The sequence below is a fragment of the Bradyrhizobium sp. LeoA1Lang genome (assembly GCF_055413685.1).
On sequence record NZ_JBVAPG010000007.1, the window covers coordinates 118,784 to 132,762 of the forward strand.

Genomic DNA, 13,979 nt, shown 5'->3' on the forward strand with positions numbered 1-13,979 from the left:
GTCGCCGTCATGGCCGGGCTTGTCCCGGCCATCCACGCACTTTGTAACCAGGGAAAGAAAGACGTGGATGCCCGGGACAAGCCCCGGGCATGACGAGCGAGAACGAAATGCGGAGCCAAGCAAGAGCCAGATGGACCTGATCGCCGACCATATTAGCCACCGCTTCGACACGCTCGACGTGCTCGACGACGTCTCGTTCACGGTTCGCGCGGGCGAGGTGGTCGCGATCGTCGGGCCCTCTGGCTGCGGCAAGAGCACGCTGCTGTCGATCCTCGGCGGCCTGTTGCGGCCGACCGGCGGCGCGGCCAAGTTGCGCGGCGCGCCGCCAAAGGACAGCCTCAATCCGCTGACCTTCGTGTTCCAGGATTTTGCGCTGCTGCCCTGGTGCACGGTGGAGGAAAACGTCGCGTTCCCACTGCAGCATACTGCGCTCGGCGTGGCAGAGCGCCGCGCTATCCTCGACGACGCGCTGCGCCGCACCGGACTCTCGGATTTTCGTGGCACCTACCCAAAACAGCTCTCCGGAGGGATGCGCCAGCGCGTCGGCATCGCGCGGGCGCTGGCCGTGAAGCCGGCGATCCTGTTGATGGACGAGCCGCTGTCGGCGCTGGATTCGCAGACGCGCGAACTGCTGATGGAGGATTTCGTCCGCTTGCTTGCCGACGGCGCGATGGGCGCGGTCTATGTCACGCATAATCTGGAAGAAGCGGTGCGGCTTGCGGACCGCATCGTGGTGCTGTCGCGCCGGCCCGGGCGCATCCGCAAAGTCGTGCAGGTAGCGATGACGCGCAGCGAGCGCGGCGACAGGAACGTGCGCGAAAAACTGCTGGCGCTGCAGGAGGAGCTGTGGTCGCTGATCCGCGAGGAGGCGATCGATGCCGAGCGCGAGGTCCAGCATGCTTGACCGCGCGCCATCGGAGACACCGTCCGACATCGACGCCAAACCGCGGCCGGTCGAATTTCGCGGCGCCGGTTTTATGCCGAGCACGGGCCGCGCCTCCGGCTGGATCGCGCTCGCGCTCGTCATCGCGCTGTGGCAATTGGCGGGCAGCGCCGGATGGGTCAATCCGCTGTTCCTGCCCCCGCCGTCGGCGATCGCGGTCGCGACCTGCAAGCTCGCGATGTCAGGCGCGCTCTGGCAGCATCTCGGCTGGTCGGTGATGCGGATCGGCGTTGGCTGGCTGCTCGGCACGGTGGCCGGCGTCATCGTCGGCTTCGCGATCGGCCTGTCGACGCTGGCGCGCGGCGTCGGCATCACCTTCATCTCGGCGTTGTTTCCGATTCCGAAGATCGCGCTGCTGCCGCTGCTGATCCTCTGGCTCGGGATCGGCGAAGAGCCCAAGATCGCGACCATTGCGCTGGGGGTGTTCTTCTCCACCGCCATCTCGGTCTATAGCGGCGTCGATGCGGTGCCGCGCAATCTGATCCGGATGGCGCAGAGCTTCAACGTGCCGTTCCATGCCATCGTGCGCCGCGTGATCTGGCCGGGCGCGCTGCCCTCGATCCTGGCTGGCTTCCGCATCACCGCCTCGGTCGCCTTGCTATTGGTGGTGAGCGCGGAGATGATCGGCGCGCAGTATGGCATCGGCGCTTTCGTACTGCAGGCCGGCAATCTGATGCAGACAGATCAGTTGCTCGCCGGCGTCGTGATCCTGTCGCTGTTCGGGCTCGCGGTAGGGAAGCTGATCAATTTGCTGGAAGCGCGGCTGCTCCACTGGCGGTGACCAGGATTTGTAGGGTGGGCAAAAGCGCAGCGTGCCCACCATCACGAGCGGAGTGCTTGAAGGTGGGCACGCTGCGCTTTGCCCACCCTACAATTCTCGGGCGGTGACACGCTCCGCCGTCATTGCGAGGAGCAAAGCGACGAAGCAATCCATGCCTCCGCAAGCGGGAAGATGGATTGCTTCGCTTCGCTCGCAATGACAGGAGAGAGCAGTTCACGCATTCCCGCGATCTTCGCGGAACAGGTCGAGCTTCTGCTGCACCGGACGGTCCGAGAAGCTGAACAGCACCGAATCCACATCCGCCTCATGCGTGACCCAGTGCCAGCTCGGCACCACGAACAGGTCGCGCGGGCCCCATTCGAAGGTCTGCTCGCCGACTCTGGTGCGGCCCTTGCCCTCGATTGCGGCGAATACGGTGGCGTCGGTTGAGCGATAGCGCGCGGTCTTGAAGCCCTTGGGGACGAGCTGGATGAAGGTGCCGATGGTCGGCATCGCGTAATCGCCGGTCTCGGGATTGGAGAATTTCAGCTTCAGGCCGTGGCAGGCGTCCCATTCGTCGCGGGCCTTGGCCTGCTCCAGCGCTTCGCGGGTGTAGCTGTAGGGATAGTTGAAGATCGGCGACGTCTTCGAGGCGCGCTTCTGGTCGACCGGCAGGAGGTTGTGGCCATAGCGCGCAAAACTGTCGCCGGCGGGTTTCGTGATCTGCTGCTGGTCCTCCTTCGCGCCCTCCGCAAAGGAGGCGTCGAAGAACTGCACCATGGGGATGTCGAGGCCATCGAGCCAGAACATCGGCTCGCTGGTCTCGTTGGAATGGTCGTGCCAGGTCATCGACGGCGTGATCACGAAATCGCCGGGTGACATCGCGGTGCGCTCGCCGTCGACGGACGTGTAGGCGCCCTTGCCCTCGAGCACGAAGCGCAGTGCCGACTGGCTGTGGCGGTGCGCCGGGGCGATATCACCTGGTACCACCATCTGCACGCCGGCAAACAGCGACGTCGTGATTTTCGATAGTCCGCGCAGGCCGGGGTTTTCCAGGACCAGCACCCGCCGCTCGGCTTCCTTGGCCGTGATCAGCTTGCCCGCCTCGTTCATGTAGTCGCGGATCTGGTCGAACTTCCAGAGGTGCGGTCGGCAGGCGCTCCTCGGCTCCGGCGTGATAAGATCGTTCATCACGTTCCAGAGCGCCGAAAGGCTTTCGCCGTCGATCTTCTTGTAGAACGCCTCGCGCTCCGGCGTCTTCTGCACCGCTTCCATGGCTGGCCTCCCGTCCATTTCTATGTTGTTCGCTGATTGACAGCATACTGACAATATGGCTAGCGTCAACTTGAAGAAAAATCAGAAGACACCAGGGAGGTTCCGATGAAGCTGCACGGCTATTTCCGCAGCAGCGCCGCGTATCGCGTGCGAATCGCGCTGAACCTGAAGGGGCTCACCGTTGAGCACCTGCCGCATCATCTTCGCAAAGGCGAGCAATGCGCTCCGGCTTATCTCGCCATCAACCCGCAAGGGCTGGTGCCGACATTGGAAAGCGACGCGGGCGCGATCCTGACCCAGTCGCTCGCCATCATCGAATGGCTCGATGAGGTCAATCCCGAACCGCCGCTAATACCGGAGGATTCGCTGCAGCGCGCAAAAGTCCGCGCTTTCGCGCAGGCCATCGCCTGCGACACCCATCCGGTGCAGAACCTGAAAGTGCTGGCGCGGCTGCGGCAGCTCGGCCTGCCGGAAGAAAAGGTGACGGAGTGGGCGGCTTGGGCGAACCGCGAGGGGCTTTCGGCCTGCGAGACATTGGCGGCGGGCGAAGCCGGGCCGTTCTGCTTTGGTGCTGTGCCGACGCTGGCCGATCTTTGCCTGGTGCCGCAGCTTGCCAATGCGCGGCGCTTCGGCGTCGATGTCACCGCTTTTCCGCGGCTGCTCAAGGCGGAAGCCGCGGCCAAGGCAATGAAGGCGTTTGCCGACGCCGCCCCGGATAAGCAAGTCGATGCCGAATAACAACAAGCAAACCCCTGTTACCATGGACGCGGTCTATACCGCGCCCGGCTATCTATTCCGGCGGATGCAGCAGATCGCGGTCTCGATTTTCGTCGAGGAGTGCAGGGCGTTCGACCTGACGCCGGTGCAATATGCCGCGCTGATCGCAATCCACACCCATCCCGGCATCGATGCGACGCGACTGTCCGCGGTGATCGCGTTCGACCGCTCCACGCTCGGCAATGTGATCGAGCGGCTGCAGGGCAAGGGCCTGATCGAGCGCAAGTCCGATTCCGATGACAAGCGCGTCAAGCTGCTCACCATCACCCGGCAGGGCGCTTCGCTGCTGCGCGAGATCATGCCCGTGGTTGACCGCGCGCAGGCGCGGATGCTGCAGCCGCTCAAGCCCGCCGAACGCAAGACGCTGATGGCACTGCTCGCGCAGCTCGTCGATCTCAACAACGAGGCCTCGCGCGTGCCGCTGCGCGCCGAGGACGCCCTCGAACATCTCGGGAAGTCGGGCTGATGGCAAAGGATAGCCAGCCGGTCCTGATCGCAGGTGGCGGCATCGGCGGCCTTGCCGCAGCGCTCGGGCTTGCGCAGAAGGGTATCCGCTCGATCCTGCTGGAGAAGGCCGCCACGCTCGGCGAGATCGGCGCTGGCATCCAGCTTGGCCCGAATGCGTTCCATGCCTTCGACTATCTCGGCGTCGGCGAGGCCGCGCGGCGCATGGCCGTCTATATCGACCAGCTCCGCCTGATGGATGCGCTGACTGCCGAAGAGATCACCCATGTCGACCTGCGCGAGCCGTTCCGTGTCAGGTTCGGCAATCCCTATGCCGTGGTGCATCGCGGCGATCTCCACGGCGTGTTCCTGCGCGCCTGCCGCGAGCATGAACTGATCGAGCTGCGCGTCAGCAGCGAGGTGACCGGCTACGAGCAGGACGGTGCCTCGGTCACTGCGCAGCTCGCCACTGGCGAGCGCGTCACCGGCCGGCTCCTGATCGGGGCCGATGGCCTATGGTCGAATATCCGCAAGCAGGTCACCTCGGACGGGCCGCCACGCGTGTCCGGCCACACCACTTACCGTTCGGTGATCCCGACCGAAGAGATGCCGGAGGATTTGCGCTGGAACGCGGCGACGCTGTGGGCCGGGCCGAAATGCCACATCGTGCATTATCCGCTGTCGGACTGGAAGGTATTCAATCTCGTCGTCACCTACCACAACGACGCGCCGGAGCCGGTCGCGGGAAAGCCGGTTGGCGATGAGGAGGTGATGCAGGGCTTTCGGCACGTCCATGAGCGTGCGCAAAGCATCATTCGTCACGGCAAGAATTGGCGGCTCTGGGTGTTGTGCGACCGCGATCCGAACGAGCGCTGGATCGACGGTCGCGTCGCGCTGCTCGGCGACGCCGCCCATCCGATGCTGCAATATTTCGCGCAAGGCGCCTGCCAGGCGATGGAGGATGCCGTGTGCCTGTCGCACATGCTGTCGCGTCATGACGACCACGCAGTGGCGCTCGAGCACTACCGTGCACAACGCTTCCCGCGCACTGCGCAGGTGCAGCTTTGGTCGCGCGCGATCGGCGAGCACATTTACCATCCCGCCGGCGACCACGCCCGCCTCCGCAACGTCATCATGGGCGCGAAGACCTCCGAGGATTACTATCAGGATCTCGCCTGGCTCTACGGCGGCACGGGGTTGAACGCGTGATCACCAACCCACACCCCGTCGTCGTCCCGGGCTTGACCCGGGACCCATAACCCCCGGCGGTTATTGTTGTGCGAGATTGTCGTTCCGGCGTTCTCTCAAACCCACATTTGTGGTTATGGGTCCCGGGTCAAGCCCGGGACGACAGTGAGTTTGCTGAAGCGGTATGCATCACATCTTCATCACCGCCTGCCGGTCGATCTTGCCTGTTCCTGTCTTCGGCAGTTCGTCAATGAACTTGATCTCGCGCGGATACTTATAGGGCAAGAGCCTTGCCTTCACGTAATCCTGCAGCCGCTTCGCCGTCTCCTCCGCCTCGAACGCGCGGTCGTTCATCACCACGACGGCCTTCAGCGTCATGCGTCTATCGGGCAGTTCGGCGGCGAAGACGGCGCATTCGCGGACATCAGGATGATCGGCGAGGCAGAGCTCGACCTCGAGCGGGTAGACCCATTGGCCTGATATCTTGATCAGGTCGTCGGCGCGGCCACGGAAAAAGTGGAAGCCATCGCTGTCGCGGACGAAGCGGTCGCCGGTATAGATCCAGCCGCCCTCGCGCACGGTCTCGGCGGTCTTGTCGGGACGGTTCCAGTAAAGCGGCGTGTTGGAATCGCCGCGCACCCACAAAATGCCTTCCTCGTTGTCGGCGACCTCGCGGCTGTCCTTGTCGCGCAGGAGGATCTCGTAGCCTGGGACGCGCACGCCTGCAGCACCCAGCTTCTTTCTGTCCGCGCGGTTGCAGAGATAGATGTGCAGCACCTCGGTCGAGCCGAGGCCTTCGATGATCTCTAACCCGGTCAGCGCCTTCCAGCCGTTGAAGACGTCGGCCGAGAGCACTTCCGCGGCCGAGATCGCCATGCGCAGCGAGGAGAAATCGACTCTCGCCGCGCCGTCGGCCTTGGTCAGCGAGGTGTAGAGCGTCGGCAGTCCGAAGAACACGGTCGGACGACACTGCTCGATCGCCGCGAAGATCGATGCCGGCTTTGGCTGGCCCGGCAGGAGCAGCGTGGCGGCGCCGACCGAGAAGGGGAAGGTGATGGAATTGCCGAAGCCATAGGCGAAGAAAATCTTCGGCACCGAGAAGCAGATGTCGCCGGGTGCCAGCTTCAGCACGTTGCGGGAAAACGCCTGCTCGCTATAGGCCATATCGTGGTGCAGATGCACGATGCCTTTGGGCCGGCCGGTCGAGCCGGACGAGTACATCCAGAACGCCATCTCGTTGCGGTGGGTGTCGGCTTCAGTGAGCTCGGCCGAAAAACGCGGCAGCCATTCATCGGCCAGGAGCGCCTGCGGCACCGCATGCTCGCCGGCCGCGCCATTGACCACGAGCGTTTTCAGCGGCGTATCCTTGCAAGCCTCAGTGTTGAAGCGCGAGCAGAACTCGGCATCAGTGACCGCGACTGTCGCACTCGCGTCCAAAAGATAGAACTGCAGGAGGTCCGGCGGCGTCAGCGTGTTGATGAGAAGCGGCACGAAGCCGGCGCGGACAGCGCCGAAGAACGCGGCCGGATAGGCTGGGGTATCGTCGAGGAACAGCAGAACGCGGTCGCCGCGCTTCAGGCCCAGCGAAGCGAAGCCATGGCCCCAGCGTGCGGCCTCGGCGCAGAGCTCGCGGTAGGTCCGCGTGCCCGCCGGGCCGGTCAGCGCCGTCAGGTCGCCCCGGCCCTGCGCGAGATTGTCGAACAGGATGCGGCTTGCATTGTAGCGCTCGGGAAGCGCAAAGCCGATCTCGCGCGCGCCCGGACTGTCCGATGGTACCTGGTCGGCGATCTCGTTCATGACTTGCTCCTCGAGGCCTCGTAGCCTGCCATGAAATTCGGCGACATCGCGCGCAGCCGCGCGTCGTCGATCCGTCCCGAACGGGTGATGTAGCTGAAGGCGAAATCCATCAGGTCGAGCTTCATGTGCTCGGGGAATTTCTCGTACCAGTCCGCACTGGTGCGCGCCGCGGTCACCAGCTTCTTCACGATCGGCTTGCGTTCGGCCTCATAGCGGTGGAGGGCGGTGGAGACATGCGCTTCGGCTTCGAGCGCCCTCGTCAGCGCGATCGCATCCTCGATCGCAAGGCGGGTGCCGGAGCCGATCGAGAAATGCGCCGAGTGCAAGGCGTCGCCGATCAGCACCATGTTCTTGAACGACCAGTGCTCGTTCCAGATCCACGGGAAATTGCGCCACAGCGATTTGTTCGAGATCAGCGGCTGCCCGCCGAGCGCCTCGGCAAACACCTCCTCGCACACGGCCTTGGAGTGATCGGCGTCCTTGTTCGCGAAGCCATAGGCGTGCCAGGTGGCGCGGTCGCACTCGACCAGGAACGTGCTCATGGTCGGTGAATAACGGTAGTGATGGGCGTTGAAGGCGCCGCGTTCGGTCTTGACGAAGGTCTGCGACAGCGTCTCGAACCGCCTCTGTGTGCCGTACCAGGCGAACTTGTTGGACGAGTAGGACAGCGAGGTGCCGAAATCGCCCTCAAAGCTCCGGCGCACCAGCGAATTCAGCCCGTCCGCGGCGACGATCAGGTCATAGCCTTGTTGGACCCCTTGGAGCGCGTCGACCGACTGGATCGCTTTGTCGAATTGCACGGTGACGCCGACCGCGCGGACGCGCTCCTGCAACACGGAGAGCAGCGCAAGCCGGCCGATCGAGGAGAAACCGACGCCGTCGATCTCGACGCTCTCCCCGCGCAAGTTGAGCGTGATGTTCTTCCAGCTTTCCATGGTCGGCGCGATGGCGTCGACCGTCTCGGGATCGTCGGCACGCAGGAATTCCAGCGCCTGGTCCGAGAACACGACGCCGAAGCCCCAGGTCGCGCCAGCCGGGTTCTGCTCGAACAATTCGACGACGGCGTCCGGATGTCGCCGCTTCCAGAGATAGGCGAAATAGAGGCCGCCGGGACCTCCGCCGATCACGGCGATACGCACGATATTCCTCCCGATTGACAGTGTACTTACGATTTTGCGCCTAGACTATCCGCGGGACGCGCGCAGCGCCACCGGAAAATTTGCGCGAGCGGCGACCGCCGCGGCCGGAACCCGCCCGGGCTCACCAAGCTCGCCAAGTTGAATTGGCATGTCGCGTATCAGGTCGCGATGTCGATTGCCTACATCGCGCTTTCGGTCAGGCTTATTCAGCTCATTCTCGCGTTCCGCGGCGAGTAGCCGGCCGGCCGCGGCGGCTCACCGCGCCGCGAATTGTCCCAGCACTTCCTTGCAGGCGGGCGACAGCGAGGCGGCATTGGAGGCGAGGCACTGCGCGATCCGGCCGCCTCCCGGCGCAACGCCGCCGCACAGCGAGCGTACGTCGGCGCCGCAGGCCGACCGCACGACGAGCAGTTCTTCGCGCGGACGCAAGGGCCGCAGCACGATCCCCGCCGCAGGCGCCGCCGCCGCAGCGGTGGAGCCGCCGCCTGCCGCTGGCGCCGCACCACCGCTCGCGGCCGCAACCGCCTCACCGCAAGCAGGCGAGAGCCTCGCCTTGTTCTTCTCGAGGCATCGCAGTGCGGGGGCGCCGCCGGTCGGCACGCCGGGACAGACCTTCTGATAGTCGGAACGGCAGGCGCTGCGGATCGCGGAAACCTGCGCCTCGGTCGGCTTGGCCTGCGTGCCCGCCGCTTTCGGCTTCGCCGCGGTAGTTGCCGCGGGCGCCGTCTCCGCCTTCGGTGCGGCGGGTGCCTCCACTGCGCGCACCGCGCTGGCGCAGTCTGCGGACAGGCTCGACATGTTCTTCTGCAGACATTGCAGCGAAGCCTCGCCGCCGGGCGGAATGCTGGAGCAATGCGCCATGTAATCGTTGCGGCATTGCGACTTGATCGCCTCACGCTGCGCCTCGCTCGGCGCCTGCGCCAGCGCAGCGGTTGCAAACAGCACGACGGAAAATGGCAGGGCGCGCCCGCATGCGCGCTTCAATGTCTTGATCATGTAAGCAAACCCTTTGTTGTCGACGGAAGCCGCCGCTTCAACCGAAGTTCATTCTTGCGAAGTTCGTTCTTGAAGAAGGTCGCTCTTGAAAAAGTCTGGCACAGCAATCTTGGTGCGCGGTATCATTTTCTGTTTCGGGTTCCACTGCAAGCCAATTGTTGCTATGGATGCATCGCGACAGTCGTCTCCGGATGAACGCCTCTTTGCGGGCAAGTTGAACTGGTGCACGGAAATGAAGCTTGCGCGCCCATCGGCCTGTTGCGGATCGAACGATGGCGTGTGGCCGGACGTCACGCCCCTGTTACGTATCGGTTTCCTGCTCTCTGCCTTCGTTGGCTTAAGTGGCTGCGAGCAAAATACTTTCGTGCCACCACCGCCGCCAAAGGTGGAAGTCGCGATTCCGGTGCAGCGCAGCATCACGCGTTTCCTGGAGACAACCGGCACCACCGCGCCGGTCAAGAGCGTTGACCTGGTGGCGCGCGTGCAGGGCTTTCTGCAGTCGATCGATTATCGGGACGGCACCTTCGTCAAGCAAGGCACCACGGTGTTCACCATCGAGCCTGAAACCTACAGGTTGAAGCTCGAGCAGGCAAAGGCGGCGGAGGTCGGCGCGCAGGCGACGCTGAAGCAGGCTGAGACCGATTTCAAGCGCCAGATCGATCTGGTGCAGCGGCAGGCCGTCTCGCAGGCGACACTCGATACGTCGACGGCGAATCGCGACAACGCGCAGGCCAGTCTGCAGCAGGCGCAAGCCAATACCCGGATCGCAGAGGTCAATTACGGCTACACCAATGTGGCGGCGCCATTCGACGGCATCGTCAGCGCGCATCTGGTTTCGGTCGGCGAACTCGTCGGCGTGACTTCGCCGACGCAGCTTGCCACCATCGTCCAGCTCGATCCGATCTGGGTCAATTTCAACGTCAACGAACAGGACGTGCTGCGCATCCGCGAGGAGGCGAAGCGGCGTGGCCTTTCCGTCGCCGAGCTGCGTCAGTTGCCGGTCGAGGTCGGTCTGCAGACCGAGACCGGATATCCGCACAAGGGCAAGCTCGACTACATCTCGCCGATCCTCACCCAGTCGACCGGCACGCTGCCCGTGCGCGGCATTTTCGACAACCCCGACCGCACGCTGCTGCCGGGCTTCTTTGTCCGCGTTCGCGTGCCCTATGACCAGCAGCAGGACGCGCTGCTGGTGCCCGCTACTGCGCTCGGCAGCGACCAGGCTGGCCGCTATGTACTGGTTGTCAACGCCGATAACGTGGTCGAGCAGCGCAAAGTGGAAACCGGACAGCTCGAAGGCGAATTACGCGTCATCGACAGCGGGCTGAAGCCGGACGACCGCGTCGTCATCGCCGGGTTGCTGCGCGGGATCCCCGGCCAGAAGGTCGATCCGCAACTGCAGAAGATCGAAGCCTCCGCATCGGCGAAGTGAGGGGGCGGCCATGATCTCGAAATTCTTCATCGAGCGGCCGGTTCTTTCCAACGTCATCGCGATCCTGATGATCCTGATCGGCGGCGTGGCGCTGCTCAACCTGCCGGTCGCGCAATATCCCGACGTGGTGCCGCCGACCGTGCAGGTGACGACCCGCTATCCGGGCGCGTCCGCCAAGACCGTGATCGATACCGTGGCGTTGCCGATCGAGCAGCAGGTCAATGGCGTCGAGGACATGCTCTATATGCAGTCCTACAGCGGCGCCGACGGCACCTATACGCTGACGGTCACATTCAAGATCGGCACCGATCTCAACTTCGCGCAGGTGCTGGTGCAGAACCGGGTGTCGAGCGCGCTGTCGCAATTGCCGCAGTCGCTGCAGAGCCAGGGCGTCACGGTGCAGAAGCGGTCGACCTCGATCCTGCTGTTCGTGACGCTGACCTCGCCGAACAAGACCTATGACAGCCTGTTCCTCTCCAACTACGCCACTATCAACATCAGGGATGAGCTGTCGCGGCTATCAGGCGTCGGCAACGTCACCGTGTTCGGCGCCGGCCAGTATTCGATGCGGGTCTGGCTCGATCCGAACCAATTGCAGGCGCGCGATCTGGTGCCGCAGGACGTCATCCAGGCGATCCAGCAGCAGAGCCAGCAGGTCACGGCAGGGCAGGTCGGCATGCCGCCGACGCCGCCCGGCCAGGCCTTCCAGTACACGCTGAACGTCGCCGGCCGGCTGGATGATACGAGCCAGTTCGAGAACATCATCGTCAAGACCGGCAATGTCGGCGACGTCACCCGCGTGCGTGACGTCGGCTGGGTCGCGCTCGGCGCCCAGACCTACAGCCAGATCTTCTCGCTCAACAACAAGCCCTCCACCGGCATCGGCGTATTCCTGTCGCCCGGCGCCAACGCGCTCGAGGTCGAGAAGGCGGTGGAGAAGAAGATGGTGGAACTGGCCAAGCAGTTTCCGCAAGACATCAAATACGACACGCCGTTCGACACCACCATCTTCGTCCAGGCATCGATCAACGAGGTCTACAAGACGCTGATCGAGGCTGGCCTCTTGGTGCTGGTCGTGATCCTCATCTTCCTGCAGGACTGGCGTGCGATGCTGGTGCCGGCGACCACCGTGCCAGTGACCATCATCGGCGCGTTCGCGGCGATGGCGGCGCTCGGCTTCTCGATCAACCTCTCGACGCTGTTTGCGATCGTGCTGGCGATCGGCATCGTGGTCGACGACGCCATCGTCGTGGTCGAGGGTGCCGCGCACAATATCGAACGTGGCCTGTCCGGCCATGACGCGGCGATCAAGGCGATGGACGAATTGTTCGCGCCGATCGTCGGCATCACGCTGGTGCTGATCTCGGTGTTCCTGCCGGCCGCGTTCCTGCCCGGCCTCACGGGGCGGATGTATGCGCAATTCGCGCTGGTGATCGCCGCCACCGCGCTGCTCAGCGCCGTCAATGCCGCGACCTTGAAGCCGACGCAGTGCGCGCTGTGGCTGCGCCGGCCGGTGCCGCCGGAGCAGCGCAATGTCTTCTACCGCGGATTCAATGCGGTCTATGAGCGGCTGGAGCGGGGCTATGCGCGATTGATCGGCGGCCTGGTCAGGCACAGCAATGTGTCGGTCGTGGTCGCGCTGATCCTGATCGGGCTTGCCGGCTACGGCCTGTCGCGGGTGCCGACCGGCTTCATCCCGATCGAGGACCAGGGCTATCTGCTGGCCGCGGTGCAATTGCCCGACGGCGCTGCGTTGGATCGGACACAACGTGTCCTCGAAAGGGTCAGCGAGATGGCCGGCAAGTCGCCCGGCGTGCAGCAGGTTGTCTCCATCGCCGGCATCTCCGCGCTCGACAACAGTTCGAGCCTGGCGAATGCCGGCGTCGCCTATCTGATCCTGAAGGATTGGAGCCAGCGTGGGCCCGGCGAGGATCTGCGCTCTCTGGTGTTCGGGCTGAACGACAAGCTGGCCGAGATCGAGGAGGCGCGCATCCTGGTGATCCCGCCGCCGCCGATCCAGGGCATCGGCAATGCCGCCGGTTTCGCCATGCAGGTCGAGCTGCGCGACGGCAATGCCGACTACGCCAAGCTGCAGGCGATCACCGGCGCTGTTGTCGCCAACGCGCAGACGCAGAGCGCGCTGCAGCGGGTCAGCTCGTCCTTCCGCTCCATGGTGCCGCAGTACGACGTCGAGGTCGACCGGACCAAGACCCAGACCTTGAACGTCACGACCGACCAGATCTTCTCGACGCTGTCGTCCTATCTCGGCGCAAGCTACGTCAACCAGTTCAACAAGTTCGGCCGCACCTTCCAGGTCTATGTGCAGGCGGATTCGAAATTCCGTCTGAACCTGCGCGACATCCAGAACCTGATGGTGCGCAACAGCCAGGGCGAGATGATTCCGCTCGGCACCGTCGCCACGATCACGCCGTCGGTCGGGCCGTCGCTGATCAGCCTCTATAACCTCTATCCGTCCGCCTCCATCATCGGCTTGCCGGCGCAGGGTTACAGCTCGGGACAGTCGATGGCGCTGATGGAACAGATCGCGGCAAAGACGCTGCCGCCGGGCACGGGCTTTGAATGGACGGCGATGTCGTATCAGGAGAAGGCGGTCAGCAACCAGATCTACTATGTATTCGGCCTCGCTCTGCTGCTGGTCTACCTTGTGCTGGCCGGTCAGTATGAGAGCTGGTACGCGCCGATCTCCGTGATACTCGCCGTGCCGCTGTCATTGCTCGGCCCGATGCTGGTGCTGTCGGGCTTGCGGATCGACAATAATCTCTACACCCAGATCGGCATCATCCTGTTGATCGCGCTGTCGGCGAAGAACGCGATCCTGATCGTCGAGGTCGCGCTCGAGCATCACGTGCGTGACCGCGAGCCGCTGATCGAATCGGCGATCGCGGCGGCGCGCGCGAGATTTCGCCCGATCCTGATGACGTCCTTTGCCTTCATCCTCGGCGTGGTGCCGCTGGTGCTCGCAACCGGCGCCGGCGCCAATGCGCGCAAGTCGATCGGCATCACCGTGTTCTCCGGCATGATCGCTTCGACCTGCCTCGCCGTGCTGTTCGTGCCCGCGTTCTTCGTGGTGGTCCAACGCTTAAGCGTATTCTTCATAGAGCGCCGCGCCCAACGCCTGCGCAAAGCCACCGCGGATCTGCCCATTTACCATGCCCGGATGCAGGATGGTGCCGCAATCGTGCATGGTCACGTAGCGATCGATACGGG

The 13,979-nt window shown here is 64.2% G+C and carries 11 protein-coding genes; 7 read left to right on the forward strand and 4 right to left on the reverse strand.

Annotation, left to right across the window (positions count from 1 at the left end):
* Positions 1 to 130: 130 nt before the first annotated feature.
* Together ACZYOF_RS04620 and ACZYOF_RS04625 are read left to right on the forward strand one after the other, a co-directional pair.
* Complete coding sequence (locus ACZYOF_RS04620) at positions 131 to 904, forward strand: ABC transporter ATP-binding protein (RefSeq protein WP_463714960.1); 774 nt, start codon at positions 131 to 133, stop codon at positions 902 to 904.
* On the forward strand, positions 897 to 1,724 hold the full coding sequence (locus tag ACZYOF_RS04625; protein ID WP_463714971.1) for an ABC transporter permease: 828 nt from the start codon (positions 897 to 899) through the stop codon (positions 1,722 to 1,724). The genes ACZYOF_RS04620 and ACZYOF_RS04625 overlap by 8 nt, the downstream gene beginning before the upstream one ends.
* Positions 1,725 to 1,937: 213 nt before the next feature.
* On the opposite strand, the gene gtdA is transcribed toward ACZYOF_RS04625, so the two are convergent.
* Positions 1,938 to 2,978, reverse strand: coding sequence for a gentisate 1,2-dioxygenase (gtdA, locus tag ACZYOF_RS04630; protein WP_463714961.1), 1,041 nt, complete (start codon positions 2,976 to 2,978; stop codon positions 1,938 to 1,940).
* A gap of 105 nt (positions 2,979 to 3,083) precedes the next feature.
* Between gtdA and maiA the strand changes: the two genes are divergently transcribed.
* From maiA to ACZYOF_RS04645, 3 genes are read left to right on the forward strand one after another with little or no spacing between them, the layout of a single operon-like run.
* Positions 3,084 to 3,716 carry a maleylacetoacetate isomerase gene (maiA, locus tag ACZYOF_RS04635; protein ID WP_463714962.1) on the forward strand — a complete coding sequence of 211 codons (633 nt, stop codon included), beginning with the start codon at positions 3,084 to 3,086 and terminating at the stop codon, positions 3,714 to 3,716.
* Positions 3,706 to 4,221 carry a MarR family winged helix-turn-helix transcriptional regulator gene (locus tag ACZYOF_RS04640; protein WP_463714963.1) on the forward strand — a complete coding sequence of 172 codons (516 nt, stop codon included), beginning with the start codon at positions 3,706 to 3,708 and terminating at the stop codon, positions 4,219 to 4,221. Before maiA ends, ACZYOF_RS04640 begins: the two co-directional genes overlap by 11 nt.
* On the forward strand, positions 4,221 to 5,408 hold the full coding sequence (locus ACZYOF_RS04645) for a 3-hydroxybenzoate 6-monooxygenase (protein WP_463714964.1): 1,188 nt from the start codon (positions 4,221 to 4,223) through the stop codon (positions 5,406 to 5,408). The genes ACZYOF_RS04640 and ACZYOF_RS04645 overlap by 1 nt, the downstream gene beginning before the upstream one ends.
* Before the next feature lie 168 nt (positions 5,409 to 5,576).
* Here ACZYOF_RS04645 and ACZYOF_RS04650 read toward each other — a convergent pair whose 3' ends face one another.
* From ACZYOF_RS04650 to ACZYOF_RS04660, 3 genes are all read right to left on the reverse strand, one after another.
* Positions 5,577 to 7,184 carry a benzoate-CoA ligase family protein gene (locus ACZYOF_RS04650; RefSeq protein ID WP_463714965.1) on the reverse strand — a complete coding sequence of 536 codons (1,608 nt, stop codon included), beginning with the start codon at positions 7,182 to 7,184 and terminating at the stop codon, positions 5,577 to 5,579.
* A complete protein-coding gene (locus ACZYOF_RS04655; protein WP_463714966.1) occupies positions 7,181 to 8,323 on the reverse strand; it encodes an FAD-dependent monooxygenase in 1,143 nt (380 codons plus the stop codon). The genes ACZYOF_RS04650 and ACZYOF_RS04655 overlap by 4 nt, the downstream gene beginning before the upstream one ends.
* Positions 8,324 to 8,578: 255 nt before the next feature.
* Complete coding sequence (locus ACZYOF_RS04660; protein WP_463714967.1) at positions 8,579 to 9,319, reverse strand: hypothetical protein; 741 nt, start codon at positions 9,317 to 9,319, stop codon at positions 8,579 to 8,581.
* A 232-nt stretch (positions 9,320 to 9,551) separates the two neighbouring features.
* Here ACZYOF_RS04660 and ACZYOF_RS04665 point away from each other — a divergent pair, with 232 nt between their 5' ends.
* Entirely contained in the window at positions 9,552 to 10,751 is a 1,200-nt protein-coding gene (locus ACZYOF_RS04665) for an efflux RND transporter periplasmic adaptor subunit (protein ID WP_463714968.1), read from the forward strand.
* A gap of 10 nt (positions 10,752 to 10,761) precedes the next feature.
* The coding region (locus ACZYOF_RS04670) for an efflux RND transporter permease subunit (RefSeq protein ID WP_463714969.1) at positions 10,762 to 13,979 on the forward strand (3,218 nt) is incomplete at its 3' end.